The sequence below is a fragment of the Desulfurispirillum indicum S5 genome (genome assembly GCF_000177635.2).
In the GTDB taxonomy this organism is placed as follows: Bacteria; Chrysiogenota; Chrysiogenetes; order Chrysiogenales; family Chrysiogenaceae; genus Desulfurispirillum; species Desulfurispirillum indicum.
Genome location: NC_014836.1, coordinates 2,869,560 through 2,893,799, shown reverse-complemented (window position 1 = coordinate 2,893,799; position 24,240 = coordinate 2,869,560). Strand labels below are relative to the sequence as shown.

Sequence of the window (24,240 nt, the reverse complement as noted above, 5' to 3'; positions counted from 1 at the left end):
AGGAGCATGGAAATGAATAACTCTACAGAGGCAGGCAGCAGCCTGCGGCAGGTGAGAATATGAGAAAATGGTTTAATTCGGGAACCCCCTGGATCTGGCTGAACGCCGGAGCCGTCACCATCAGCCTGGTGATGGTGCTGGGGCTGTTGGGACTGATCGCCGTGCGCGGTCTCTCTCACTTCTGGCCCGCCACGGTCTATGAAATCACCTACGACCACCCCGACCAGGGCATTGTACAGGTTATCGGCGAACTGAGCCGCTCCGAGACCCAGACGGCCACCCGCATACGCGAAGCGGGCCACTATGTCCCCGAGGAGCTGGATCTGGTGGAGCGTCACCTGTTCAAGCAGGGCAACCGGGATCTGACCGGGCGCGATTTCCTGTGGTATCTGGATTTTCGTATCAAGGACTGGCAGATCCCCAAGGACCTGATGGTGCTGGAGCGCATGGAGTGGGGCAACTTCTATGGTCGTCTGATCAACGTGAAGGAGCGCGGTGAGATCGTTGCTTCCGGTGAAGAAGCCTGGGGCGAACTGCAGGAACGCCTCAAGCGCAGCCTGGCCCTGGCAGCTCAGATGAACCACCTGGAGCGCTACGACATCGGCAGCATCAACTTCCGCATCGAGCAGGTGCGCCTGGACCAGCGCCGCCTGGTGCTGCAGAAGGAGCGCTTTACGCCAGAGGAAATTTCCACGCGCCTGGCCGAGCTGGATGCCCAGCTTACCAGCCTGGATGACGAGTACAGCGTCCTCCACCGCGATCTGATGGCCCTGCGCCAGCAGGCCGCCCGGGACAGCATCACCGCCCTGGTCATGGATGGCAGTGAATTGGAGATTCCCCTGGCCCACATCGTGCGGGCCTATCGCCCCAACGCCATGGGTGTGTTCCAGAAAATGGGTCACTATGCTGCCGAGTTCAAAGACTTTGTCACCGGATATCCCCGCGAGGCCAACACCGAAGGAGGCATTCTGCCCGCCATATTTGGTACGGTCATGATGGTTATCGTCATGTCCATCGTGGTCACGCCCCTGGGCGTGCTGGCTGCTATCTACCTGCGCGAATACGCTAAGCAGGGACCCATCGTGCGTACCATCCGCATCGCCGTGAACAACCTGGCCGGGGTGCCGTCCATCGTCTTTGGCGTCTTTGGCCTGGGCTTCTTCGTCTACTTCCTGGGGGGCAATATCGACCGTCTCTTCTACCCCGAGGCTCTGCCCGCGCCCACCTTTGGTACGCCGGGTCTGATCTGGGCCTCTCTGACCCTGGCCCTGCTGACCCTGCCGGTGGTGATTGTCTCCACCGAAGAGGGTCTGACCCGCATCCCCAGCACCATCCGCAATGGCAGCCTGGCTCTGGGGGCCACCAAGTCGGAGACCCTGTGGAAGGTCATTGTCCCCCTTTCGGCCCCTGCCATGATGACGGGGCTGATTCTGGCCGTGGCCCGCGCCGCCGGAGAAGTGGCTCCCCTGATGCTGGTGGGCGTGGTCAAACTGGCCCCCAACCTGCCCATTGACGGGAACTTCCCCTATGTTCACCTGGAGCGCAAGTTCATGCACCTGGGCTTCCATATCTACGATGTGGGCTTCCAGAGCCCTAACGTGGAAGCGGCTCGGCCCCTGGTGTACGCCACGGCCCTGACCCTGGTGCTGATCATCGTGGTGCTGAACCTGACGGCCATTGCCATACGGAATCATCTGCGGGAGAAGTATCGCAGTGACAGCGACTAGCCCGGCGCTGGCAAGTGCCTTGTCAAAACAGGAAAGGCACTGCCTCTCGCCAAGCCGCAAAGACGCCAAGGCGGAAAATGCAGGTCAAGATCTTTCTTTGCGACTTTGCGGCTTGAGTGAGCGGAGCGAACGGGCGTGAGTCATGGTTTTGACTGCTGGAAAAAACCCTTGATTCACAACGAATGTCACTCTCCTGATGTTTTATCAGAACTCTGAATAAAGGACGGATACCATGACGGAAAAAGATAAAAACTTTACCCACAGTGGCATTGGAGCCGACTTCTTCGCCGGCAAGCCCGCTGATGCCACCAACCTCAAGGACGAAAAGATCTCCTTCGAGGTGAAGGACCTCAACCTCTTCTACGGCAGCGATCAGGCTCTGAAAAACATTAACCTGCAGATTCCCCGTTACCGGGTGACGGCGTTCATCGGCCCCAGTGGCTGCGGAAAGTCCACTCTGCTGCGCTGCTTCAATCGCATGAACGACCTTATTGATATCTGTCGCATCGAAGGGCAGATTCTGCTGGAGGGGCAGGATATTCACGACAAGAAGGTGGACGTGGTGGAGCTGCGCCGCAAGGTGGGCATGGTGTTCCAGAAGCCCAACCCTTTCCCAAAGTCCATTTATGAAAACATCGCCTATGGCCTGCGCCTGCAGGGAGTGCGTAACCGCTCCCAGCTGGACGAGGTGGTGGAGCAGTCCCTCAAGCGTGCCGCCCTGTGGGATGAGGTGAAAGATCGCCTCAAGGAGAACGCCTTCGGCCTCTCCGGTGGTCAGCAGCAGCGCCTGGTTATTGCCCGCGCCATTGCCATTCAGCCCGAGGTGATTCTGCTGGATGAGCCGGCTTCGGCCCTGGATCCCATCTCCACGGCCAAAATCGAGGAGCTGATCTACGAGCTGCGTAACGACTATACCATTGTCATCGTTACCCACAACATGCAGCAGGCGGCCCGCGTGTCCTACTATACGGCCTTTCTGCACATGGGAGAGCTGGTGGAGTTCGGCAACACCGCCGCCCTGTTCACCAATCCCAAGAAGAAGCAGACTGAGGATTATATTACCGGACGTTACGGATAGTCGGGCTGCTTCCTGAGCGGCATCTTTCCTCGCTCCCTGCCATCTCTTACTGACTTATGAAGGGGTATGACCCATGAATATCGACAAAAATATCCATCGCACCCATATTTCCAAGCAGTTTAACGAAAGCCTGGACAATATCATCAATGGCCTTCTGGACATGGGGAACCTGGCCCGCACCCAGCTGAAAAGTGCGGTGCAGGCGTTGCTGGAGGAGAACCGTGAACTGGCGGAAACGGTCAATGCCAATGACCGGGAAGTGGACGCCATGGAAGTGGCTATCGACAATGAGTGTACCGAGATCATCGTGCGACGCCAGCCAGCAGCTTCCGACCTGCGGCTGATTCTGGCTGTGGCGCGCTCCAGCCGCGATCTGGAACGTATTGGCGACGAGGCGGCCAAGGTGGCCCGCCGCGCCCTCTCCCTGATGGAAGAGGGGCGTCCGGTGGTGGGCTACTCGGAAGTGCGCCAGCTGGCAGATCTGGTACTCTCCATGCTGGACACGGCCCTGTTGGCCTTCAGCGACTTTGATGCGGACACGGCGCTGCGGGTCATGCACCAGGACAAGGATGTGGACGCGGAGTACAAGCGGGCCATGCGCTCACTGGTCATGCATATGATGGAAGATCCGCGCTGCATCTCCCAGACCCTCAATATCATCTGGATTCTGCGAGCCCTGGAACGTATTGGCGACCACGCCGAAAACATAGCAGAATATGTAATTTACCTTGCCAAGGGCATGGATGTACGGCATAAAAGCCTGAAGAAGATCGAGAAAGAACTGTCAAAACAGCAAAGCAAGAGCGACTCCCATGAAAAACCGTGACGATGCCTTCCTCACCCTCAAGTCCCTGATTGCAGACATGAGTACCCATACGGTCAGTATGATAGAGAATGCCATCAAGGCGCTGGTCACACGGGATTCCGTGCTGGCCCAGCAGGTGCTGGACTCGGACGATCAGATCAATAATCTGGATATCACCATTGATGATATCTGCATGAAAATCATGGCCCTCTACGAGCCAAAAGCCAAGGACCTGCGCCATATTCTGACCGTCTCGCGCATCATCAACGACCTGGAGCGCATTGCCGACCACTGCACCTCCATCTGTCGCGAGGTGATTCACCTCAACCAGGTTCCCCAGGTCAAGCCCTATATCGACATTCCCCGCATGGGAGAAGCGGCAGCCGACATGCTGCGCGGCGCCATCGACTGCTACTTCCACCGCGATACGGACAAGGCCCTGGAGGTCATCCAGCGCGATGACGCCGTGGATGAATTTCAGGCCCAGATCGTGCGGGAGCTGCTGACGTATATTCTGGAGGATGTGCGCAAGACGCAACCGGTCATCTGGCTGATCTTCATCACCCGCCGCATTGAGCGCATCGGCGACCACGCCAGCAATATTGCCGAGCAGGTGTACTTCATGGAAACGGGGAAGGTCATCCGCCATCGCAAATTTGTCCAGAATGGAAAGGATAACAGCCATGAACCGGATTCTGCTGATTGAGGACCAGGAAGAACTCAGGGAGCTGGTGGAATACAACCTGGTGCGCGACGGCCAGTTTCAGGTGGAGTCGGTGGACAACGCCAATGACGCCCTGATGATGCTGGAAGATATCGAGGTGGATCTGATTCTGCTGGATCTGATGCTGCCGGGGCTCAGTGGCCTTGAATTTCTGCGCATCCTCAAGAACTCGGTGGAACGCAGCGAAATCCCGGTCATCATCATCTCCGCCAAGAGCGGCGAGCAGGATATTGTCACGGGCCTGAGCCTGGGAGCAGACGACTACATCACCAAGCCCTTCAGCATGAAAGTCCTCAAGGCCAAGGTGGACGCAGTGCTGCGCCGGGCCTTGCACCATGATAACCGCACCGTCGCCTACGGCAGCATCTCCATTGATATGGAGACCCACAAAGCCTATGTGGATGGGAATGAAGTGGTGCTGACCATGAAGGAATTCGAGCTGCTGCATCTGTTCCTCAAGCGCCCCAAAAAGGTCTTCCACCGCAATCAGCTGCTCAGCTCCATCTGGGGATATGACTCCGAAGTATACACCCGTACTGTGGACGCCCATATATCCTCTTTGCGCAAGAAACTGGGGGACAAAGGCAAGATGATCCGCTCCATCCCCAAGGTCGGCTACGGAATGGATCTCTAGCAGGCTGCCGCCCCCCATCTGCGGCGTTGCCCGTCATCGCTCGTCACTGCAACGAGGGAGTACGCTTCACTCCTTGCTTTGCGGGCGCCTTGCACCTGTAGGTTTTTCAATTGCCTGCATGTTCACTGGAGGGAACTGACTTCTTCTGCCTCTCCCCCGTGTGTTGTCCCAGCCAGGACGCGCTGACTGGAACGCGGTAGACCCGCAGGGTTGACGCCACGATGGCGGCAACCGCAAACCAAAAGCCATGGATGGCGGTTGTTTGCGGTCCCCAGTTCCAGGCAAGCGGGCGGCTGAAAAGGACAACACTGGGGGTCGCTTTTGCGCTCCTTTTGGCGAGTCAAAAGGAGCAAAGAAACAAAATATGCCGTGCAACAGAAAACCGATTCGGTAGCTTCACGCTCAACCAAGCGTACCCGCGAATCTACTCCCTGTACGTCGCAGTGACGAGCGATGACGGGCAACGCAGCAGATGGGCCTCTTTGAGCAGCCTGCTGCCGGATCTCCAGAACAGGTGAGCAAACGATCCGGAAAAACGGGCGTTGGGGGGCGCGTTTTTGTGTACTTTTTGGTGCGCCAGGGTAAAAAGTACATAATATTCTATGCATCGAAAAATGAACCTGACCTTAGGTAGGAAAGTTACTCACCATGAGCTCATTCGCACGTGTATTCCTCATCATCGCCATTCCCATGGCCCTGGCCATTCTGCCGCTGGTGTACATAGCCAACGGCATCGTGATGGATGGTGCCCGCAAGAACCTCATGGAAGAGATGAAGACCAAGTGGGCTATCATGGCGGCTCTGGAAATACCCCAGGAGTACAACCGGGAATTTCACGACCGCCTGCGCGCCATGGCTCGCACCACCAGCCTGCGCATTACGCTTATTCATACCGATGGAAGCGTTACCTACGACTCCCATGTGGCAGCAGCTCAGATGGAGCAGATTGCCAACCACAGCCAGCGCCCCGAGGTGCTGGACGCCCTGGAACTGGGGGAGAGTTATTTCACGCGTATCAGCACCACCATCCACAAGGAGATGGTTTACTACGCCAAGCCCCTGGAGGATGGCCGTATTCTGCGCATCTCCTACCCCACCACCTATATCACCCGTCTGGAGCAGGATGCCCGCGAGCGCAGCCTGATCTTCCTGCTGATGCTGCTGGCCGCCACGGCGCTGGTTTCCGCCTATCTGGCTCGGAAAATCTCTTTGCCCATCCAGCGCCTGAGCTATATCGCCGAGGCGGTGGAATCGGGGCGCAGCTCCATCCACTTTCCCCACTTCCGCGACCCTACCATGGCCAAGATTTCCCACCTCATCGCCCGCATCTACCACGCCATGATCGCCAAGCAGGAGCGCCTGCGCGAAGAGCAGGAGAAGCTTGAGAATATCTTTGGTATCCTTGAGGAGGGAATTATCCTGGTGGATCGGGACAACACCATCCTGCACTCCAACCCCAAGTCCCAGGAGTTCCTGGGAGTTGAATTCCACGTGGGCAGCAACCTTCTGGGGGACATCCAGGACTTCCAGGTCATCAGCTTTCTGCGGGAGATCCTGGAGTCAGAAGAGAATAACCTGTGGGACAAGCGCCGCTTCCGCGACCGGGTGTACGAGGTGAATCTGCGGGTACTGGCCAAGGAGAAGCTCATCGCCTTCTTCGATGTCACCGAGGAAGACAAGTACGAACGCTACAAGACAGAACTGGTGGGGAATATCTCCCATGAACTGCGTACGCCCATCACCATGATCATGGGCTACGCCGAAACCCTGCTCAGCGACCCCGATCTGCCCACCGAAAGGCGTGAGCGCTTTCTGCGCATTATTTACAAAAGCTCTCACTCCCTCAGTGCCCTGATTGAAGATGTGCTGCAGCTCAACCGCCTGGAGCAAACCGGGCAGGAGTTCGCCATAGATGAACCCCTGCTGATGGAAGACGTCATCCTGACCCTACGGGAGCGCTTCGCCACCATTACCAGCAAGGTTATCCACTATGACGTGCCAGGAGGCATGCAGGTATGGTGCACCTACGAGCATGTTCTCAGCATCCTCTCCAATCTCATTGATAACGCCATGAAGTATTCCTCGGGAAGCACGATTCATGTGCGCGTCCATCAGAAACCGCCCCATCTGGTGCTGGAAGTGGAGGACGAAGGTCCGGCCATTCCCGCCAAAGAACGCGAACGCATCTTTGAGCGCTTCTATACCGTGTCCCAGTCCCGCAATCGGGCCAAGAGCGGCACGGGAGTCGGCCTTTCCATCGTCAAGCATATCGTGCACGCCTATGGCGGGCGCGTGGATATCAGCGAAAGTCGGCAACATGGCAATATTTTTACCGTCAGGTTGGTGGAAAAGCGGGAGAAGAGGTCTGAGATTTTGTGATGGGCAAGAGCGCACCGCGAATGAATGCACAATAGATGGGATAAAAAGGCGGTTACTGCGCTGTTGAAACGGCTGCTTCACACAATAAAAGACGATCCACTGTCCACGCGTGGCCATTTCCCATTCACGTCTATTGGCGTTCATTTGCGATAACTTCCGTGGCTTCTGCAACTTTCCGCTGTAAGCGATGTTCCTATCCGTGTATACTCAGGGAAATTGTCTGTGCGAGGGAATATGAAGCGCATCTATATCGTATCCGATGGAACGGGGCAGAGTGCGATCAACCTGATCAAGGCGGCGCTGGCCCAGTTTGATGAAAAGCATAAGACGGTGCTGACGGTGAATGCCAAGATCGACAGTCAGCAGAAGATGCTGCAGCTTCTGGAAGAGGCGCGCAGCGAGCAGGTGCTCGTGGCCTGTACCGTGGTAAAGAAGGATCTGCGCGAGTTTGCTGCGGCTTACTGCCGGGAACACTCCCTGCCATTTCTGGATATTATTGGTCCATCGCTGGATATGCTGAGCCAGTACATGGAGAGCGCTCCCCTGGAGAATCCCAATATCTTCCGCAAAGTGGACGACCGGTATTTCCGGCGTATTGAAGCCATGGAATATACTCTGGCCCACGATGATGGAAAGAATCTCGATGGCCTGGATAAGGCGGATATCGTGTTGCTGGGCCTTTCCCGCACTTCCAAGACGCCGACGTCCTTTGTGCTGGCCCAGCATGGCCACAAGGTGCTGAATATTCCGCTGATTCCCCAGGTTCCCCTGTCTGAGAAGCTCTTTGAAGTGGATCAGAACCGCATTGTCTGTCTGATCATGGACCCGGATGTCCTGCAGAAAGTGCGCAGCAAGCGTTTGCGGCACTATCGGGCCCAGAGCACGTACACCAATCTGGCGGATATTTTTGAGGAAGTGGAATTTGTCCATGAGCTGTGTCGGCGCAATCGGCAGTGGCATATTGTCAATACGACAAATAAATCGGTGGAAGAGACGGCCCGCGAGGTTATCCATGCGGTCTTCGGTCGTGATACCGAGCTGTGAGGAGTATTCGTCACTGAATCAGCAGTGTAACGATACCTATTCGCCCAAGGAATGAATTCATTCTGGGATTGGTACTTTCCCTATTTTGGTTGCTTGTTGCGCGGCATTTATCTATGATGATTTTTTGTAAAATTGTGTCTGGTTAATGAAGTACTTCAGATTGAAGGGGTTCCCATGGCTGAGCTCAGGAGCATACTGATTGTCGACGACAGCCGCTTTTCCCAGGCGCTGATAGAAAATCTGATCCTTGAGAAGCACCCTGATTGGATGGTGGAGAAGGCGGCCCATGGCGAGGACGCTCTGGCCAAGGCGGCCACTTCCGACTTTGACCTGATTACCATTGACTATAATATGCCGGGAATGAATGGTATCGAGCTGGTGGAAAAGCTGCGTCAGGCCGGGTGCCAGGCGCGCCTGATTCTGCTGACTGCCAATGTGCAGGAGAGCATGTCCCAGCGGGCGCACTCCCTGGATATCGGTTTTGTCAAAAAACCCATAACCCCTGAAAGTATGGCTCAGGTTCTGACCTACCTGGAGTAGCTCTTATGGCACACCCTCCGCGTCTGACACCTTTGCAGCACGATGCCATTGTGGAAATTTTCAACATCGGTATCGGCCAGGCTGCTGCGGTCATGAGTTCCATGGTGAACGAAGAGGTTATCCTCTCGGTGCCATCGGTGTATTTCTTTTCCCGTCGTGAACTTTCCCAGTACCTCAATAAGGAGTCTGTGCGCAATGTCTGCGGAGTCGTGCAGCACTTTCAGGGCATTTTCAATGCGGATACGGTTCTGCTCTTTCCCGAGGATAAAAGTCTCGAGCTGGTGCGGCTGATGGTGGGAGACACCATGCCCCACGAGCAGATGTCGGAGATGGAGCAGGAAGCGATGACGGAAATTGGCAATATTATTCTCAATGCCTGTATCAGCGCCATTGCGTCGCTGTTCAGGGGAGAATTCACCAGCTCGCTTCCCGTCTTTCATGCCGGAAGCTTCTCCAACATCCTCCAGCTGGATGTCACTCCATCAGATGGTCAACATGAAGACGATGTCGTGCTCATGTTGCTGATTGACTTCAAGCTGGAATCGAAATCCATTCACGGGCATGTGGCGTTCATGTTGGATGCCCCATCGTTTGATGACTTTATCGCGCAGGTTGATCACTTTATTCACAACAGGTAAGCATACTCTATTCTCTACAGGAAAAACGCCCCATGCACGAGTCCGTTCTCCACAACCTCATGATTGGCCTGTTTGTCCTGAACAAGGATCGGACAGTTGTCTTCTGGAACCGGTGGATGGCGCAGTTTTCTGGAATCAGTGGATCAGCAGCTCTGGGCAAAACGTTGGGGGATATTTTCGTCGAGCCGGTCAACGGCCGCTTTTCCCTGGCGCTGGAGGACGCGTTGCGCGGCCACTCCTCGCTGCTCTCCCACTCTCTCAACAAGGCGCCTTTGCCTCTGTACGCCTCAAACCAGATGCGACTCAGCGAAACCCGTATTCAGCAGCAGATCTGTATTGCGCCGATCCGGGACCAGCAACAGGAGCTCTTTGTGGCGGTGCAGGTGGTTGACGTGAGCGCGGCGGAGCACCGTGAGCGCCTGCTGCGTAACAGTGATCGTCGCCTGCGCACGCTGATTGACGCGTTGCCCGATTTTGTCTGCTTCCGTGATCGCGAAGACCGCTGGCAGGAGGCCAACCGCTCAGCTGTGGATCTGCTTGAGCTCCCTGCGGGATTCCGTGGGAAAAGCGACCAGGAACTCTTTGGTGAGATCCCCCTGCCGCTGCGCATCCAGGGAAACCATGAATCCGTGACGCTCCAGCGCCCCGAAGGGGCCATCAGCTTTGATGTCAGCCGGCTGCCCATTGACGATCAGGGTGAGCTGGTCATCGGTCGTGATGTCACCAATTACAAACGGGTGGAAGCGCAGCTGCGGGAACTGAATCAAAACCTGGAAAAACGTGTACGGGAGGAGACGGACAAGCGCCTGAACCAGCAGCGCCTGCTGGTGCAGACTTCCAAGATGGCGGCCATGGGCGAGATGATTCAGGCCATTGCCCACCAGTGGAAACAGCCCTTGAACATCATCGCCTTTCTCATGCAGAACCTGCGCGACATCAGTCGCAACAGCACCCTTGAGCCCCAGGCCCTTGAAGACGCCATTGAGAAGACCCTGCAGCAGGTCAGCTTCATGGTGGGTACCGTTGACGATTTCAAGAATTTCTTTGATCCCGATAAGCAGAAAGTCTCCTTTTCCCTGCTCAAGGCGGTGCGTGAAGTGGACGCTATTCTCGGGGAGCAGCTGCGCACCAGCAACATCAAGGTGGTGTATCAGGATGCCGAGCAGGCCAGCGCGGCAAAGATCATCGGCTATCCCAACGAGTTTAAGCAGGTGATCCTGAGCCTCTTTAACAATGCCAAGGACGCCTTTATGGAGCGTGAAGGCAGGGCAGAGGTGCGCGAACCCTTCACAATCGGTGTCGAGATTGAACCCTTGAACGGCAATCGCTACGCCGTCACCATCCGTGATAACGCGGGTGGCATCCCTCCCCATATCATGGACAAACTCTTTACCCCCTACTTCACCACCAAGCAGGCGGGAACGGGTATCGGGCTCTCCCTCTGCAAGACGATCATCGAGGATCACTTCGGCGGTTCCATCACCCCTGGAAACTGGGAGCGCGGCGCTTTTTTCCGCATCGAGCTGCGCAATCCCTGAACGCTTTCCCGCTTACCTGTGACTCCAGCGAGAGTCATTGCCATTTTGGAACTTATTGCTTGCAACAAGCGTGTTTGCTGGCTAAAATTCCGTAAGCATACGAAATACCTACCCTGAGAGAGTTCTCATGTCTTTTCGTTTTTTCCGTCGCATCAGGTTGGCTCCGGGCATTTCCCTCAATCTCAGCAAATCCGGTGGCTCCATATCTCTGGGGCCCCGCGGTGCCCGAATGACGGTGGGGCATCGCGGTGTGCGTACAACACTGGGTTTGCCAGGGAGCGGCCTCTACTATACGGACCATGAGTCCTGGGCACAGCTCTCCCGCCGCAACAGCTCAGCGGTGGCACCGTCGCGGGAGACCGTCTGTGATCCCAGCGTGGTGCAGCAGACCCTGCACCTGGGTTTCTTTCGGCGCCTCGTTACCCCAGCCAGGGAAATCGCCTTTATCAACGGGTTGCGGCATTTTGTGGAGGGAAACTTTCTGGAGGCCCTCCATGCTTTCGAGCGAGGCCGCAATGCTGCTGATAATGCTTTTATGGCGGGATTCTGCCAGCTCAAGAGCAGCCGTTTCCAGGACGCGGTGCAGACGCTTACCAGGGTTGAAGAGCAGCATCACCTCCTGGGGCAGCTTTTCGAGAAGTACCGGTTGAATCTGCGTTTTGATCTCTCCATTACAGAGGAAGTGACGGCTCATATCACCCCGTCGCGTCGCGGCGTGCTGCTGGCGCTGGCCGAGGCACACCAGGAGCTGCAGCAGTATGACGCGGCCCAGGCGTGTCTGCAGACCCTTCTGAAGCTCAACCCAGACGACGTGGTGGTGCGGGTATCCCTGGTGGAGATTATGCTGGAGACGATTCCGGAGGAGTCGACCGTCTGGGAGATGGTGGAATCCGACGGTATTGCCGCCCGCAAGTGTGTGCGAAGGCCTACGGATCCGGCCGCCTGGCAGGAAGTGGTGGATCTTTGCGAAAATGTGGAGAATGAGAGCTCCGTTCACAGTGTACTGATGCTTTACAAGGCACGAGCCCTGCAGAGGCTGGGGCAGCTGGCAGAGGCTCGGGATACCCTGACCGCGGCACTGCGCCGCCGCAAGGATCGCAGTGAAATCGTGCTGCGCTCGCTGCGCTATGAGCGGGCACTGGTATACGAACTCATGGGAGAAAAGGCCCGCGCCCGCGAGGAATTCTCCCGGATACTGGCGGAAGATCCCGGCTTTGAAGATGTCGCTGAGCGCCTGCAAGGCTGAGAAGCGGGCAGCTTTCCCCCTGCTGATCCATCATGTCAATCCGGTCTTTGCTGTGGTATAGTATCCTTTCCCGCAAGGCGCATATCCTTGCGGTGCGGACTTCTCCTGGAGCAGCTTATGTCTTTTGTCCATTTGCATTTGCACACCATGTACTCCCTCCTTGACGGAGCCATCAAAATTCCCGAGCTGGTAAAGAAGGCCAAGGAATACGGCATGCCCGCGGTGGCCATGACCGACCACGGCAATATGTTTGGCGCGGTGGATTTCTATAAGCAGTGTACCAAGGCTGGTATCAAGCCGATTCTGGGGTGCGAGGTCTATGTTTCTCCCGGCAGCATGCGCGAGAAGCGCAACGCCGAAGGGGTCTACGAAGGGGCCTACCACCTGGTGCTGCTGGCCGAAAATATGACGGGCTATCGCAATCTCATCTATATGGTCTCCCAGGGTTACCTGGAGGGCTTCTACTATAAGCCGCGTATCGACAAGGAACTGCTGCGGGAGTGTTCGGAGGGTATTATTGCCCTCTCGGCCTGCCTGGGGGGCGAGGTGCCCAACCAGCTGCTGGCCGGGGACACGGAGGGCGCCCGTCGCAGTGCCCTGGAGTACCTGGAGATCTTCGGTGAAGGCAACTTCTTCCTGGAGCTGCAGGAAAACGGCATGGATGACCAGCGGGCCGTCAATCGTCAGCTGATCGCCCTTGCGGAGGAGACGGGCATCCCCATGGTGGCCACCAACGACTGCCACTACCTCAACCGCGAAGACGCCAAGGCCCACGATATCCTGCTGTGTATCCAGACCCAGAGCAACTTTGACGATGAAAAGCGTTTCCGCTTTGACAGCGACCAGCTCTATTTCAAATCCCCCGAGACCATGCACAAGGACTTCGGCCATATCAAGGACGCCATTGCCAATACGGTGAAAATCGCCGAGCGCTGCAATGTGCAGCTGGAGATGGGCAAGGTCTATCTGCCCAAGTATGATATTCCCGCCGAGCATACCCTGGAGAGCTATATTGGCGAAGTCTCCCGCAAGGGCCTGCTGGAGCGCTTTGCCCAGTTTGACCGCCTGGGGCTGACCTACGATCGCCCGGCCTATGAAGAGCGCCTGGAAATTGAACTGGATGTTATCAACAGCATGGGTTTTCCCGGCTACTTCCTCATCGTGGCCGACTTTATTCAGTGGGGCAAGGATCAGGATATTCCCGTGGGGCCGGGCCGGGGTTCCGCTGCCGGCAGCCTGGTGGCCTACGCCCTCAAGATCACCGACATCGATCCCATCCCCTATAACCTGCTCTTCGAGCGCTTTCTGAACCCTGAGCGCGTCTCCATGCCCGATATCGATATCGACTTCTGCATGAACCGCCGGGGCGAAGTCATCGACTATGTGCGCAAAAAGTATGGCGACCAGAACGTCTGCCAGATTGTCACCTACGCTTCCCTGCAGGCCAAGGGGGTGTTGCGGGATGTGTGCCGGGTCATGGGGTTGCCCTACAGTGACGGTGACAAGCTGTCCAAGCTGGTGCCGAACAAGCTGGGCATTACCCTGGATGAGGCCATCTCCATGGAGCCCAAGCTCAAGGAGGCGGCAGCCGCCATGCCCCACGGGGAGAACCTGCTGAAGTACTCCCTGGCCCTGGAGGGCCTCTTCCGCCAGGCGGGCATGCACGCCGCCGGGATTGTCATCACCGATGAGCCAATTTACACCTACGCGCCCCTCTCCCGTGGCCCTGAAGGCGAGCCGGTCTGCCAGTTCGACAAGGACAAGGCCGAAGATATCGGGCTGGTGAAGTTTGACTTTCTGGGCCTGAAGACCCTGACGGTCATTGACGAAGCCTGCCGCTTTGTGCAGCAGACCCAGAAGCTGCCCGCCAAATTTGATATCAGCGCCATTGCCATGGACGATCAGCCCACCTATGACCTGCTGTGCTCCGGCAAGTCAGCCGGGATATTCCAGCTGGAATCGGGGGGCATGCGCAGCCTGCTGACCAAACTCAAGCCTTCAAACTTCGAGGATATCGTGGCCGTGCTGGCCCTCTACCGTCCTGGTCCTTTGGGTTCAGGCATGGTGGATGACTTCGTGGATCGCAAACAGGGTCGTTCCGAGATTTTATACCTGTTTCCCGAACTGGAGCCCATCCTTAAAGACACCTACGGAGTTATCGTCTACCAGGAGCAGGTCATGCAGATTGCCCGCACCATCGGCGGCTACTCCCTGGGAGCTGCCGACCTGCTGCGCCGCGCCATGGGCAAGAAGAAGGAAGAGGAGATGGTCAAGCAGAAGGAAATCTTCCTCCACGGCGATGGTGACAAGGTTCCCGGTGCCAAGGCCATGGGCTTTGACCTGAAGAAGGCCGAGCAGGTCTTTGATTTGATGGCTTATTTTGCCGGCTACGGCTTCAACAAGTCTCACTCGGCGGCCTACGCCCTGGTGGCCTACCAGACAGCTTACCTGAAGGCCCACTACCCATCAGAGCTGATGGCGGCCCTGCTCTCCTGCGAGATGGATAACACTGACAAGGTGGTGCAGTTCATCAACGAGTGCAAGAGCATGGGGCTTGAGGTGCACCCACCCCATATCAACCTCTCCGGCCACTCCTTCACCGTGGACGAAGATGGCCGCAGCATCATCTTCGGCCTGACCGCCATCAAGAACGTTGGCTCCAAAGCGGTGGAGGCTATTCTGCAGGAGCGCCAGGAGAATGGGCCCTTCACCTCCCTCTATGACTTCACCGAGCGGGTGGATCTGCGCAGTGTGAACAAAAGGGTGGTGGAAAACCTCATCAAGTGTGGTGCCTTCGATTCCGTACACGCCAATCGCCGTCAGCTGATCGGCGCGCTGGACCACGCCTTCTCCCTGGGGCAGACCATCCAGAAAGATCGCGAGGCTGGGCAGATCTCGCTCTTTGAGATGGAGGCCCAGGATGACAGTTCCGACGACCTGAGCCACCATGAGGAGTATCCCGATGTGGAAGACTGGAATACCACCACGCGGGTTGCCTTTGAAAAGGAGTGCCTGGGCTTTTTTGTCAGCGGACATCCCCTTGAGCCCTTCCAGTCGGTTCTGGAAGGCTACACCACTCCCATTGCGTCGGTGCTGGAAGCCCAGAAAAAGGGCAGGGTGCGCATTGCGGGGGTCCTCTCTTCCCTGCAGCCCAAAACCACCAAGGCAGGGAAAAAAATGGCTATCATCGTGGTGGAGGATCAGACGGCAAAGCTCGAAATACCAATATTTCCAAAAACTTATGAACAGTTTTATTCACAACTCAGTGTCGATAGTATTCTGATCATTGAAGGGAAAACCGAGCCAAAGGATGACAGTGTAACCATAATTACAGAAAGCATTTATAGTGTAGACGAGGCGCTGGGCAATTGTGTAAGTGCCGTTGAATTCAACATCAACCGCCTGGAGTTTTCCACAGAGTTACTCACAGAGCTGGAAGCTCTGGTAAAAAGCTTCCCTGGGGATAGATCCTTCTTTGTTAAAATATTCACCCCCCAACAGTACGAAGCCGTTATCCGCACCGGCGTGAAGGTCCGCCCCGATGCCAGCATGGTGCGTGCCCTCGGGGAGCGTTTCGGCCACGATGTCCTGCGCTGTCATAGCGCGTAATATGAGGAGGGAAAAAGTGAGATTAAAGAGTATCTGGCTGAGCGTCATTGTGGTTTGCGCGCTGGCGTCCGAGGCTTTTTCCTCATCTCTGGAGGCCTGTTACAACGCCTTTTATATCTTCCGCGTCGGTGAAACCTGCATCACCTATCGCCTGGCGGCAGATGATCGGCTTGAAGTGGAGTCCTTTGCCCGCACCACTGGCCTGGTGGACTCGGTGCGCCGCTTTGAAGAGCGCAGCCAGTCGGTGCTTGCAATCCACCCACTCAAGCCGCTTGTCTACACCCAGCAGCAGTCCAACCGGCGTGGAACACGTGTTCACGACTATACCTTTCATGACGAGGGTATTGACTACGCCATCGTGCGCTACCACAGCGATGGCCGTGTACGCAGCAATAACGTGGGTACCTTTGAGGAGTCAGGCTTCCACGACCCCTACTCTCTGAGCCTCTCCCTGCAACTGACTCGGCAAGAGCGGGGTGAGCTGCCCCTGTTTTTCGGCGGTGAAACCGGCAGTGTGGAATTTCGCTATCGGGGCAGGGATACCATTGAAGCCGCCGGCCAGACCTTCCGCACCCGACGCCTGGATATCACCCCCAAGGCTGAAGATGAGGATGGGGCTCTTTCGCCCCAGGGCAGCTGGCGGTTCTGGATTGATGAAGAGACCGGGCTGCTGGTGCGCATGCGCATCAGCGTGGCTGTGGGCAGCGCCACGGTGACCATCAGTTCACTCAAAGGCGATATGGATCTTCTGCAGCGCATTGTGCTGCCCGAGTAGGCAGCGCATTCATTCAGTTACTTTTCCCTGTCTTTGTTCCACAGAATCTTTGTTTCCGTTCCCAGCAGCAGGCGGCGGATATTTTCCTGGTGGCGGATGATCACCAGGGCGGCCGCTGCTATGGTAAACAGCAGGTACAGGCCGGGCACTCCCGTCAGCAGGCTGATGAGGGGCAGGCTCAGCGCCGCTCCCACGGAACCCAGGCTGACATAACCACTGGTGAGGAAGAGGGCGGCAAACACCACGGCCGCCAGAGCCACCTGCAGGGGCAGCAGGGCCAGGCAGACGCCAAGGCCGGTGGCAACCCCTTTGCCACCGCGAAATTTGAGGAATATGCTGTAGGAGTGGCCGAGAATGCCGACAATGGCAACCATTACATGGTACAGCGGCTGCTCGGGGTAGGCCTTCATGACGAGGACCACGGGGAGGTAGCCCTTAAGGGCATCGAAAAAGAGGGTCAGGATGCCCACCGGTGCCCCGCCGAAGCGGAAGACATTGGTGGCGCCGATATTGCCGCTGCCGAACTTTCGGATATCTTCGCCTTTGACCAGGTAGACAAAGACAAGGCCAAAGGGAATAGAACAGAGGATATAGGCCAGCGCAAGGTAGAAGAGAATTCCCATGGATTACTCCCGAAAAGCAGTTCAGCGCACTGTTTCATGACAGGCGTGGCAACAGAATACAAAAAAAAAGCGGCACATGCCTCTTTTTCTTTGTGGCAGGCGTCGGATTTTCTTCTTGACAGCAACGTCTTCCGGGGAGATATTCTGTGCATATGCACAAAATATCTCCCGGAGGGTGACCTATGAATGTCTGTTTTCCCATTGTTCAGAATCTTGGCCTGGAGAGTATTGTCTTTGACCACTTTGGCTCTGCACCACTGTTTGTCCTGGCGGACATGGATACGGGTGCTGTGCGGGAGCTCAGCAACGGAGACCTGAACCATCAGGCCAGTCAGTGTCAACCCCTGAAAGCCCTTGGTGAAATGCGCCCTGAGGCGGTGGTGGCTGGAGGTATAGGTGCAGGAGCGCTGAATCAGCTGCGTCGCGCAGGCATCCGGGTCTATCAGGCGCTGGGGAAAACCGTGGCGGAAAACATGCAGATGCTGCGGGAGAACGCCCTGCCTGAAATGAAGCTGGAGGGCTCCTGCTCTTCCCATGGTCACGGCCACGGATCGGGGGGACACTCCTGCTGTGGGAACCACTGAGTGCCGCGTTCACGTAAGCCGCGCCACTGCAGTTGCCCATTCCCCGATACGGTGGAGCGGGTTTTTAAGCCTGCGGGTATTCCCGGCAGGCAGCTGCGTCACGAGCGCATTGCCCACGATGAACTGGAGTCACTCTATCTGTGTGATGGTCTGGGCCTGACCCAGGAGGAGGCGGGTGAGCGTATGGGCGTATCCCGTGGAACCGTGCAGCGCCTGCTGGTTTCGGCTCGGCGAAAAGTAGCCCTGGGACTGGTGGAAGGCGTGGCCCTCTGTGTGGAAGGTACTGCGCCTTCGCCGGATGCACAAACGGAATTGTAAATAAAAAAAGGGAGGCAATTTGCCTCCCTTTTTTCGCGTCCGCAGGAATTACTTGGGACGGTTGTAGTTCATCTGCTCTTTGATACGGGCAGCTTTGCCGCGCAGGTTGCGCAGGTAGTAGATGCGGCCCTGGCGCACGCGACCGATCTTGGTCACTTCCAGTTTGGCAATTTTGGGCGAGTAGAGGGGGAAGATACGCTCCACGCCAACGCCAAAGGAGACTTTGCGCACGGTAAAGGTAGGGATGCCACCTTTTTTCAGGCGCAGTACCACGCCTTCAAATACCTGAACGCGCTCTTTATTGCCTTCTATGACTTTGTAGTGAACTTTGACGGTATCGCCGGCTTTGAACTGGGGTACTTCTTGTACCTGTTCCTGTTCAATCATCTGTACAGGATTCATTATTTTCCTCCAAACATGAAGAGTACGTGGTTACGGGTAGCGCCGGAACACCCGGTCAAGGGTGATGGCGGCGGCACTTCTTACGGAAAGGTGATTGTATTCACCATTGCCATCTATGGGGGGCAGCACGTAGTCGGCTGCTTCCATGATTTCGTCTGTCAGTCCCCAGCCGGTGCCGAAGAGGATCAGGTGCTGGGTTTCGCGATCCTGATCCATCATGCGTGACAGATGGGGGTAGGTGGTGTTGGTCCACTTGGGGTTGGCGCTGGTGGCGGTAATCACCAGCCGCTGCCCGCGCTTGCGGAAGTGCTCGCGCACATCCTCCAGGCTGTGGACAAACTGCATACGATCGAAAGCTTCCTTGCGATCGGGGTTGTAGGTGGAGCCGTAGCCCTCGGTCCAGTGGCGCGTGATACGTCCCATCAGTTCGTGCTGGCTTTTGACTGGCGTCACCACAAAGTAGTTGGTCAGTTCAAAGGTGCGCACGGTGCGGGAGATATCGTGCAGGTCCATGTTGGTCACCGAAGTGGTGATGACTTCATGGCGCTTGTTGTACACCGGATAGTGAATCAGGGCGATGCTCACATTGGCGCCGGGCATGCCGCGCTGCTGCCAGTCCTCCCGCATGATCTTCCGCAGCATGGTGCGCTGGCGGGTGGAAAGTACGGTTTTTTCCAGCAGATCGGGGCGTTTGTGCCAGGTGCGGCGCAGGGATTGCTCCTCGCGCCACTGCTCGATGTGCTCATGGTGTCCGCCGCTGAGGACAGCGGGAACAGCCTCAGCCTCAAATTCGGCGGGCCGGGTGTAGTGGGGCGCGTCCAGCAGACCTTCAAAGAAGGAGTCTTCTGTAACGCTCTGCACCTGGCCGATAACACCGGGAATGCAGCGGGCCACGCTGTCGATCACTACGCTGGCGGCCAGCTCGCCCCCACTGATGACATAGTCACCGATGGAGATTTCCTCGTCCACATAGTGGTCGATAAAACGCTGATCAACGCCTTCGTAGCGTCCGCACACCAGGATGAGCTGCTCCAGCTCTGCCAGTTCACGTACCTTGGCCTGATTCAGGGGCTGGCCCTGGGGCGAAAGGTAGATGACCCGGCTGCGACTGGCGCGCTCCACTGCTGAAACAGCGCTGGCCAAGGGTTCGGCCTTCATCAGCATGCCGCTGCCGCCACCGTAGAGGGTGTCGTCAACGGTACGGTGCACATCGCTGGTGAAATCGCGCGGGTTCACGCACTTCAGGGCGATATCACCCCGCTGCAGCGCCCGACCCACAACACCTTCGGCAAAACAGCTCTGAACCATTTCGGGAAAGAGGGTTATGATATCAAAGCGCATCTTCGTCCATCATTCCGGGTATGGGTCGCACCAGCATGTAGCCCTCCTCCAGGTTGATTTCGGGGATGAATTCATGGTTGGCCGGAATCATCCACCGCTTGCCCCCGGGAGAGAGGATTTCGTACACGTCTTTGGCGCCCGTGTGAATAATCTGTGTTAAGGATCCAAGTTCTTCGCCGTCATCATTGATGACGCGAAGCTTCTGCAGTTCAAAATCGAAGTATTCGTCTTCGTAACGGGGTATCTCATCGACCGGCAGGCAGGCATCCTGCCCCACCAGCTCTTCCGCCTGTTCGATGGTGTCCACACCCTTCAGGCTGACCACCAGCCGCTGGCTGTCCGCAATACGCAGACGGCTTACGGCAAACCTGACCCCTCCGATATGGAGATGCTTCAGGCCTTCAAAGCGCCCAGGCTCATTGAAAAGGCTGAACAGTTGCAGCTCGCCCCGCAGGCCACGGGTTTTGGTGATGCGGGCGATGGACAGCATTTCACTCGATGATTTCAAGGATCAGCCGTCTTCCATCTTTACTGGCAGAGGCACTGACGATGGTGCGCAGCGCTTTTGCCATGCGTCCTTGTTTGCCGATGACTTTCCCCAGGTCGTCTGAAGCCACTTTCAGTTCGATAATGGTCGTCTTCTCCGCTTCCGTTTCCGTTATTTCCACTTCATCGGGATGATCAACAATGGATTTGACAATATATTCGATTAACTCTTTCATGACTTCGGACCTCTTTTGCCTCGTTGAGAGAAGCGTTACTCAGACTTCTTCTTTTTCTCCAGCTTCAGCTCGTGGAATTTCTGCATGACACCCTGCTTGGAGAGCAGATTGCGCGCGGTGTCACTGGGTTCAGCACCCACACCCAGCCAGTAAAGAGCCTTTTCTTCGTTAATTTGCAGTTCGGCTGGCTCTTTGATGGGGTTGTAGGTACCGATGATTTCGAGGGATTGTCCATCCCGTGGGGTGCGGGAGTCCATGGCGACGATTCGGTAGAAGGGTCGCTTTTTGGATCCCAGGCGTTTGAGTCTGATCTTGACAGCCAATGTGACCTCCAAAAAAAGTTTTTATGATAAAAAATTTATCCAAAGTGAGTTTGCTGAAAAACGCCCATCTGCAGGATGTGGACGCCTTGCAGCTGAACATTTTTCAACAGGCTGCTCTCCCGGTATGCGCCAGGTGAGTGCGTTTGCGCAGCCTGCTAACGACGCCCGAAAGGCATCTTCCCGCCCATAGCCCCCTTGGGCATACGGGCCTGCAGCTGGCGCATCATGGCCTGCTGCTGCTTCTTGTTCTTGCCCCCCGCGCCCGAGAACTGCTTCATCATCTTGCGCATGTCCTGGAACTGCTTCAGCAGGCGGTTGACCTCCTGCACTGTGCGTCCCGAACCCTTGGCGATGCGGCGTCGGCGGTTGGCGTTGATGATCTCCGGCTTCTCACGCTCCTGGGGCGTCATGGAATCAATAATCGCCACCACCGGCTTGTACTGGGAGTCGTCTATATCCATATCGCCCATTTTTGAGCTCATACCGGGAATCATCTTCATAATGGAGCCCAGTGACCCCATCTTCTTTATCTGCAAAAGCTGGTCCTTGAAATCCTGCATGCTGAATTCATTGCCGCGGATCTTGCGTTCCAGGTTCTTGGCCGTCTTTTCGTCGTAGACACTCTCAGCCTTCTCGATCAGGGTGAGCATGTCCCCCATGCCCAGAATGCGCGAAGCCACCCGGTCGGGGTGGAAAGGCTCCAGGGCATCCATCTTCTCGCCGCCACCAATGTACTTGATGGGCTTGCCAAGCAGCGCGCGGATGGAAAGGGCCGCACCGCCACGGGCGTCACTGTCCATTTTCGTCAGGATGACACCGGAAAGATCCAGGCGTTCATCAAAGGACTGGGCCACATTGACCGCCTCCTGACCCGTCATGGCATCGGCCACGAAGAGAATCTCGTCAGGGCGGGCGCTGGCCTTGATCTGCACCAGCTCTTCCATCAGGGCATCATCAATATGCAGACGCCCCGCCGTATCCAGAATCAGTAAATCAATCTGTTTTCCCATGGCCAGCTTTCTGGCCTGGGCGCAAATCTCCACCGGCGAAATATCCGTGCCGGGGGCGTACACATCCACACCCACCTGCTCCGCCAGGGCGCGAATCTGCTCCACCGCCGCCGGACGGTAAATATCGGCACCCGCCAGCATAACCTTGCGGCCCTGCTTCTTGAACGAAGCCGCCAGCTTGCCAGCCGTCGTCGTCTTCCCGCTGCCCTGCAAACCGCACATCATCACCACCGTGGGTGGAGTGCTGGAAAGATGCAGCTTTGTATGGGTCTGCCCCATCAGCTCCGTCAGCTCCGCATCAACAATCTTGATGAACTGCTGACCAGGAGTCAGACTCTGCAGAACCTCCTGCCCAAGCGCCTTCTCCTTCACCTGCGCAATGAACTGCCGCACCACCTTGATGTTGACATCGGCATCCAGCAGGGCAACCCGCACCTCGCGCAGGGCCTCCTGAATGTTGGCTTCGCTGATCTTCCCCTGCCCGCGCAGGTCCTTGAAGACTTTCTGGAAGGAGTTCTGGAGTTGGGAGAACATGGGCTTCTATCCTTAACCGGCTGCTGAAAAACCCTCATCTGCGGCGTTGCTCGCCGTCGCGTGCATTGCACCTGAGCATTTTTCAATTGCCTGCGTATTTTGAAGTATTTCTGCAAGCTGTGAAAACCACCTGCCGCGCATTTGGGAAGAAGGGGAATGCCCCACTTTCTCAGCGCAGACAGCAAAACGACAGGGCAGTATACTGAGGAGCCCCTGCCCTGTCAAGTGGTTGTGATTGCATGGTCAAGGGAAGGATGGTTGGGTGGAGATACTCAGCCGGAAATTGTGATGGGTGGAAAAGGCTGCTTTCACACTTGTGTTCTCAAGGTTTTTACGTGCAATAAGGGCAATTTGCCCAAGATATGATGGGGTGATGCACACTGCAAATTATCTTGCATGGTCTATTGCTGTAAACCAGTGTTAAAATAGCTTTTGGAAGTCAAAATCCTCCGTCATGCACTCCTTGATCGTGTTAATTTTATAACTTGGGACACCAAACTCATATTTAAATTTTGAGTAAATCTGATCAGGATATGGGTTTACTATTACAATTTCTGGTATAGACTCTCGCCGCATAAACGCATTGATAAATAAAGATGTCGCTCTGACATCGGTTGCAGGAAACGAGTAACCAAGAATTGCGATTTTATCTGCTGATGCCAACTCCATCTCGGCATTACGCCACAATTGATTAAACAATTCGCCATACATGTTGTATTGCTTATGTTTTACTGGTGGAATGATAAGCGGCATGGAAGTCAATCTGATCTATTATTACTTCCATTCGGCGCAAAAGGTGGTTTAGGAACTACTCGCATTTCGATAAAACCTTCGCGAGTAAATTTAGAATTGGCTGGCAAATTTGGTGGGTAGTAACCGTAAGAAAAATCTACATATCCTGGTATATATCTGCCATCGTAGCACGGGTAGGGCTTGGTTGTAGACTCGTAGACGAAAAAGGAATCAGCAGCGCCGTCATGCGAAAAAGAAATTTCTTCATTTTCATCAAAGACTACATATGATGTGAGCCAATTGCTTGACCCATGAAGTTTTATAAGTCTAATTTGTGATGTTTTGCTTGGGTCAGAGTTCTGCCATCCGTCTCTATATATGCCACTTGGCTCACATATATACCCAGTATCGCAGTGCCATTTGCCACTTATAAGTAGCGCACGATCAATTAACGTATCCCAGTTGAATGTTATTATCGAATCTTGTGGCATTAAGTTTTCGATAAAATTTATATGCGATGTAGATGGATTTCCGTTTTGAATTTCGTTAATAACAGATGTGAATAAAAATGTCAGTTGATTATAAACAGATAACAGCTGGATTCGAGTAGCATGATCCCCACTAATAAGTGCTTCGTTAAGTCTGCTTTCTACTTCCGAATGTAGCTCTTCAATGTCTCTTTCAAAGCAAGAAAATTCTGAATAACTTAACCCGTGAAACTCTTTAAGATAGTGCAATATATGTCCAACGAGCACATGGTTATTTTCTGATATTTTCAGTTTTGAAAATGTTTGAAAAAACTCTTTTGCAAGAGGCATTAATAAGCCTGTTGGCGATTTTTCATAACTCTTTGAAGCACCAGCACCAACAACATAACATGTCATGTTCAATCTCCTTTTTGCTGGTTTAATTGA

General features: G+C 55.6%; 24 protein-coding genes. 15 read left to right on the top strand and 9 right to left on the bottom strand.

What is annotated here, in order from left to right:
- Positions 1 to 59: 59 nt before the first annotated feature.
- The 13 genes from pstA to SELIN_RS13315 all read left to right on the top strand — a co-directional run bounded on the left by pstA (position 60) and on the right by SELIN_RS13315 (position 16,737).
- Positions 60 to 1,727: a phosphate ABC transporter permease PstA gene (gene pstA / locus SELIN_RS13380; RefSeq protein ID WP_013507168.1), complete on the top strand. Its 1,668-nt coding sequence runs from the start codon at positions 60 to 62 to the stop codon at positions 1,725 to 1,727.
- A 232-nt stretch (positions 1,728 to 1,959) separates the two neighbouring features.
- Positions 1,960 to 2,805, top strand: coding sequence for a phosphate ABC transporter ATP-binding protein PstB (pstB, locus tag SELIN_RS13375; RefSeq protein ID WP_013507167.1), 846 nt, complete (start codon positions 1,960 to 1,962; stop codon positions 2,803 to 2,805).
- A 73-nt stretch (positions 2,806 to 2,878) separates the two neighbouring features.
- Complete coding sequence (phoU, locus tag SELIN_RS13370) at positions 2,879 to 3,631, top strand: phosphate signaling complex protein PhoU (RefSeq protein ID WP_013507166.1); 753 nt, start codon at positions 2,879 to 2,881, stop codon at positions 3,629 to 3,631.
- Positions 3,618 to 4,316 carry a phosphate signaling complex protein PhoU gene (phoU, locus tag SELIN_RS13365; protein ID WP_013507165.1) on the top strand — a complete coding sequence of 233 codons (699 nt, stop codon included), beginning with the start codon at positions 3,618 to 3,620 and terminating at the stop codon, positions 4,314 to 4,316. The genes phoU (SELIN_RS13370) and phoU (SELIN_RS13365) overlap by 14 nt, the downstream gene beginning before the upstream one ends.
- Positions 4,294 to 4,968, top strand: a complete 675-nt coding sequence (locus tag SELIN_RS13360) for a response regulator (protein ID WP_013507164.1) — start codon at positions 4,294 to 4,296, stop codon at positions 4,966 to 4,968. Before phoU (SELIN_RS13365) ends, SELIN_RS13360 begins: the two co-directional genes overlap by 23 nt.
- Before the next feature lie 648 nt (positions 4,969 to 5,616).
- Entirely contained in the window at positions 5,617 to 7,347 is a 1,731-nt protein-coding gene (locus SELIN_RS13350; RefSeq protein WP_013507162.1) for a sensor histidine kinase, read from the top strand.
- A gap of 234 nt (positions 7,348 to 7,581) precedes the next feature.
- Complete coding sequence (locus SELIN_RS13345; RefSeq protein ID WP_013507161.1) at positions 7,582 to 8,391, top strand: pyruvate, water dikinase regulatory protein; 810 nt, start codon at positions 7,582 to 7,584, stop codon at positions 8,389 to 8,391.
- Positions 8,392 to 8,565: 174 nt separating this feature from the next.
- Positions 8,566 to 8,931, top strand: a complete 366-nt coding sequence (locus tag SELIN_RS13340) for a response regulator transcription factor (RefSeq protein ID WP_013507160.1) — start codon at positions 8,566 to 8,568, stop codon at positions 8,929 to 8,931.
- 5 nt (positions 8,932 to 8,936) lie between these two features.
- A complete protein-coding gene (locus SELIN_RS13335; protein WP_013507159.1) occupies positions 8,937 to 9,569 on the top strand; it encodes a chemotaxis protein CheC in 633 nt (210 codons plus the stop codon).
- A 32-nt stretch (positions 9,570 to 9,601) separates the two neighbouring features.
- Complete coding sequence (locus SELIN_RS14305) at positions 9,602 to 11,107, top strand: PAS domain-containing sensor histidine kinase (protein WP_013507158.1); 1,506 nt, start codon at positions 9,602 to 9,604, stop codon at positions 11,105 to 11,107.
- Positions 11,108 to 11,234: 127 nt separating this feature from the next.
- Entirely contained in the window at positions 11,235 to 12,353 is a 1,119-nt protein-coding gene (locus SELIN_RS13325) for a DUF4236 domain-containing protein (protein ID WP_013507157.1), read from the top strand.
- 117 nt (positions 12,354 to 12,470) lie between these two features.
- Positions 12,471 to 15,962, top strand: coding sequence for a DNA polymerase III subunit alpha (dnaE, locus tag SELIN_RS13320; protein WP_013507156.1), 3,492 nt, complete (start codon positions 12,471 to 12,473; stop codon positions 15,960 to 15,962).
- Positions 15,963 to 15,978: 16 nt separating this feature from the next.
- On the top strand, positions 15,979 to 16,737 hold the full coding sequence (locus SELIN_RS13315; RefSeq protein WP_013507155.1) for a DUF3108 domain-containing protein: 759 nt from the start codon (positions 15,979 to 15,981) through the stop codon (positions 16,735 to 16,737).
- A gap of 17 nt (positions 16,738 to 16,754) precedes the next feature.
- Here the strand turns inward: SELIN_RS13315 and plsY are convergent, their stop codons facing one another.
- Entirely contained in the window at positions 16,755 to 17,360 is a 606-nt protein-coding gene (gene plsY, locus SELIN_RS13310) for a glycerol-3-phosphate 1-O-acyltransferase PlsY (protein ID WP_013507154.1), read from the bottom strand.
- 182 nt (positions 17,361 to 17,542) lie between these two features.
- On the opposite strand from plsY, the gene SELIN_RS13305 reads away from it, so the two are divergent.
- Positions 17,543 to 17,944 (top strand): NifB/NifX family molybdenum-iron cluster-binding protein, encoded by a 402-nt coding sequence (locus SELIN_RS13305; RefSeq protein ID WP_013507153.1) that lies wholly within the window; start codon positions 17,543 to 17,545, stop codon positions 17,942 to 17,944.
- Entirely contained in the window at positions 17,945 to 18,262 is a 318-nt protein-coding gene (locus SELIN_RS13300; protein ID WP_013507152.1) for a DUF134 domain-containing protein, read from the top strand. It begins immediately after the preceding gene.
- A gap of 48 nt (positions 18,263 to 18,310) precedes the next feature.
- Here SELIN_RS13300 and rplS read toward each other — a convergent pair whose 3' ends face one another.
- The 8 genes from rplS to SELIN_RS15175 all read right to left on the bottom strand — a co-directional run bounded on the left by rplS (position 18,311) and on the right by SELIN_RS15175 (position 24,210).
- Positions 18,311 to 18,664: a 50S ribosomal protein L19 gene (gene rplS / locus SELIN_RS13295; RefSeq protein ID WP_013507151.1), complete on the bottom strand. Its 354-nt coding sequence runs from the start codon at positions 18,662 to 18,664 to the stop codon at positions 18,311 to 18,313.
- Positions 18,665 to 18,694: 30 nt separating this feature from the next.
- Positions 18,695 to 20,005, bottom strand: coding sequence for a tRNA (guanosine(37)-N1)-methyltransferase TrmD (gene trmD / locus SELIN_RS13290; protein ID WP_013507150.1), 1,311 nt, complete (start codon positions 20,003 to 20,005; stop codon positions 18,695 to 18,697).
- Positions 19,995 to 20,513, bottom strand: coding sequence for a ribosome maturation factor RimM (rimM, locus tag SELIN_RS13285; RefSeq protein ID WP_156788086.1), 519 nt, complete (start codon positions 20,511 to 20,513; stop codon positions 19,995 to 19,997). Before rimM ends, trmD begins: the two co-directional genes overlap by 11 nt.
- Positions 20,497 to 20,727 (bottom strand): KH domain-containing protein, encoded by a 231-nt coding sequence (locus tag SELIN_RS13280; protein WP_013507148.1) that lies wholly within the window; start codon positions 20,725 to 20,727, stop codon positions 20,497 to 20,499. The genes rimM and SELIN_RS13280 overlap by 17 nt, the downstream gene beginning before the upstream one ends.
- A gap of 35 nt (positions 20,728 to 20,762) precedes the next feature.
- A complete protein-coding gene (gene rpsP, locus SELIN_RS13275) occupies positions 20,763 to 21,050 on the bottom strand; it encodes a 30S ribosomal protein S16 (RefSeq protein ID WP_013507147.1) in 288 nt (95 codons plus the stop codon).
- Positions 21,051 to 21,205: 155 nt separating this feature from the next.
- A complete protein-coding gene (gene ffh / locus SELIN_RS13270; RefSeq protein ID WP_013507146.1) occupies positions 21,206 to 22,594 on the bottom strand; it encodes a signal recognition particle protein in 1,389 nt (462 codons plus the stop codon).
- Positions 22,595 to 23,014: 420 nt separating this feature from the next.
- Positions 23,015 to 23,347, bottom strand: coding sequence for a hypothetical protein (locus tag SELIN_RS13265; RefSeq protein WP_041726161.1), 333 nt, complete (start codon positions 23,345 to 23,347; stop codon positions 23,015 to 23,017).
- A gap of 5 nt (positions 23,348 to 23,352) precedes the next feature.
- Positions 23,353 to 24,210 (bottom strand): SIR2 family protein, encoded by an 858-nt coding sequence (locus tag SELIN_RS15175; RefSeq protein ID WP_156788085.1) that lies wholly within the window; start codon positions 24,208 to 24,210, stop codon positions 23,353 to 23,355.
- Between the last annotated feature and the right edge of the window lie 30 nt (positions 24,211 to 24,240).

Excerpts from the sequence above, each read along its gene's own strand:
- dnaE (WP_013507156.1), top strand. The coding sequence starts at position 12,471 with ATGTCTTTTGTCCATTTGCATTTGCACACCATGTACTCCCTCCTTGAC.
- ffh (WP_013507146.1), bottom strand. The coding sequence starts at position 22,594 with ATGTTCTCCCAACTCCAGAACTCCTTCCAGAAAGTCTTCAAGGACCTG.
- SELIN_RS14305 (WP_013507158.1), top strand. The coding sequence starts at position 9,602 with ATGCACGAGTCCGTTCTCCACAACCTCATGATTGGCCTGTTTGTCCTG.
- SELIN_RS13280 (WP_013507148.1), bottom strand. The coding sequence starts at position 20,727 with ATGAAAGAGTTAATCGAATATATTGTCAAATCCATTGTTGATCATCCC.
- rplS (WP_013507151.1), bottom strand. The coding sequence starts at position 18,664 with ATGAATCCTGTACAGATGATTGAACAGGAACAGGTACAAGAAGTACCC.
- SELIN_RS13305 (WP_013507153.1), top strand. The coding sequence starts at position 17,543 with ATGAATGTCTGTTTTCCCATTGTTCAGAATCTTGGCCTGGAGAGTATT.
- SELIN_RS13265 (WP_041726161.1), bottom strand. The coding sequence starts at position 23,347 with ATGCCGCTTATCATTCCACCAGTAAAACATAAGCAATACAACATGTAT.
- trmD (WP_013507150.1), bottom strand. The coding sequence starts at position 20,005 with ATGCGCTTTGATATCATAACCCTCTTTCCCGAAATGGTTCAGAGCTGT.
- SELIN_RS13335 (WP_013507159.1), top strand. The coding sequence starts at position 8,937 with ATGGCACACCCTCCGCGTCTGACACCTTTGCAGCACGATGCCATTGTG.
- phoU (WP_013507165.1), top strand. The coding sequence starts at position 3,618 with ATGAAAAACCGTGACGATGCCTTCCTCACCCTCAAGTCCCTGATTGCA.
- phoU (WP_013507166.1), top strand. The coding sequence starts at position 2,879 with ATGAATATCGACAAAAATATCCATCGCACCCATATTTCCAAGCAGTTT.
- plsY (WP_013507154.1), bottom strand. The coding sequence starts at position 17,360 with ATGGGAATTCTCTTCTACCTTGCGCTGGCCTATATCCTCTGTTCTATT.
- SELIN_RS13345 (WP_013507161.1), top strand. The coding sequence starts at position 7,582 with ATGAAGCGCATCTATATCGTATCCGATGGAACGGGGCAGAGTGCGATC.
- SELIN_RS15175 (WP_156788085.1), bottom strand. The coding sequence starts at position 24,210 with ATGACATGTTATGTTGTTGGTGCTGGTGCTTCAAAGAGTTATGAAAAA.
- SELIN_RS13350 (WP_013507162.1), top strand. The coding sequence starts at position 5,617 with ATGAGCTCATTCGCACGTGTATTCCTCATCATCGCCATTCCCATGGCC.
- SELIN_RS13360 (WP_013507164.1), top strand. The coding sequence starts at position 4,294 with ATGAACCGGATTCTGCTGATTGAGGACCAGGAAGAACTCAGGGAGCTG.
- pstB (WP_013507167.1), top strand. The coding sequence starts at position 1,960 with ATGACGGAAAAAGATAAAAACTTTACCCACAGTGGCATTGGAGCCGAC.
- SELIN_RS13325 (WP_013507157.1), top strand. The coding sequence starts at position 11,235 with ATGTCTTTTCGTTTTTTCCGTCGCATCAGGTTGGCTCCGGGCATTTCC.
- pstA (WP_013507168.1), top strand. The coding sequence starts at position 60 with ATGAGAAAATGGTTTAATTCGGGAACCCCCTGGATCTGGCTGAACGCC.
- SELIN_RS13340 (WP_013507160.1), top strand. The coding sequence starts at position 8,566 with ATGGCTGAGCTCAGGAGCATACTGATTGTCGACGACAGCCGCTTTTCC.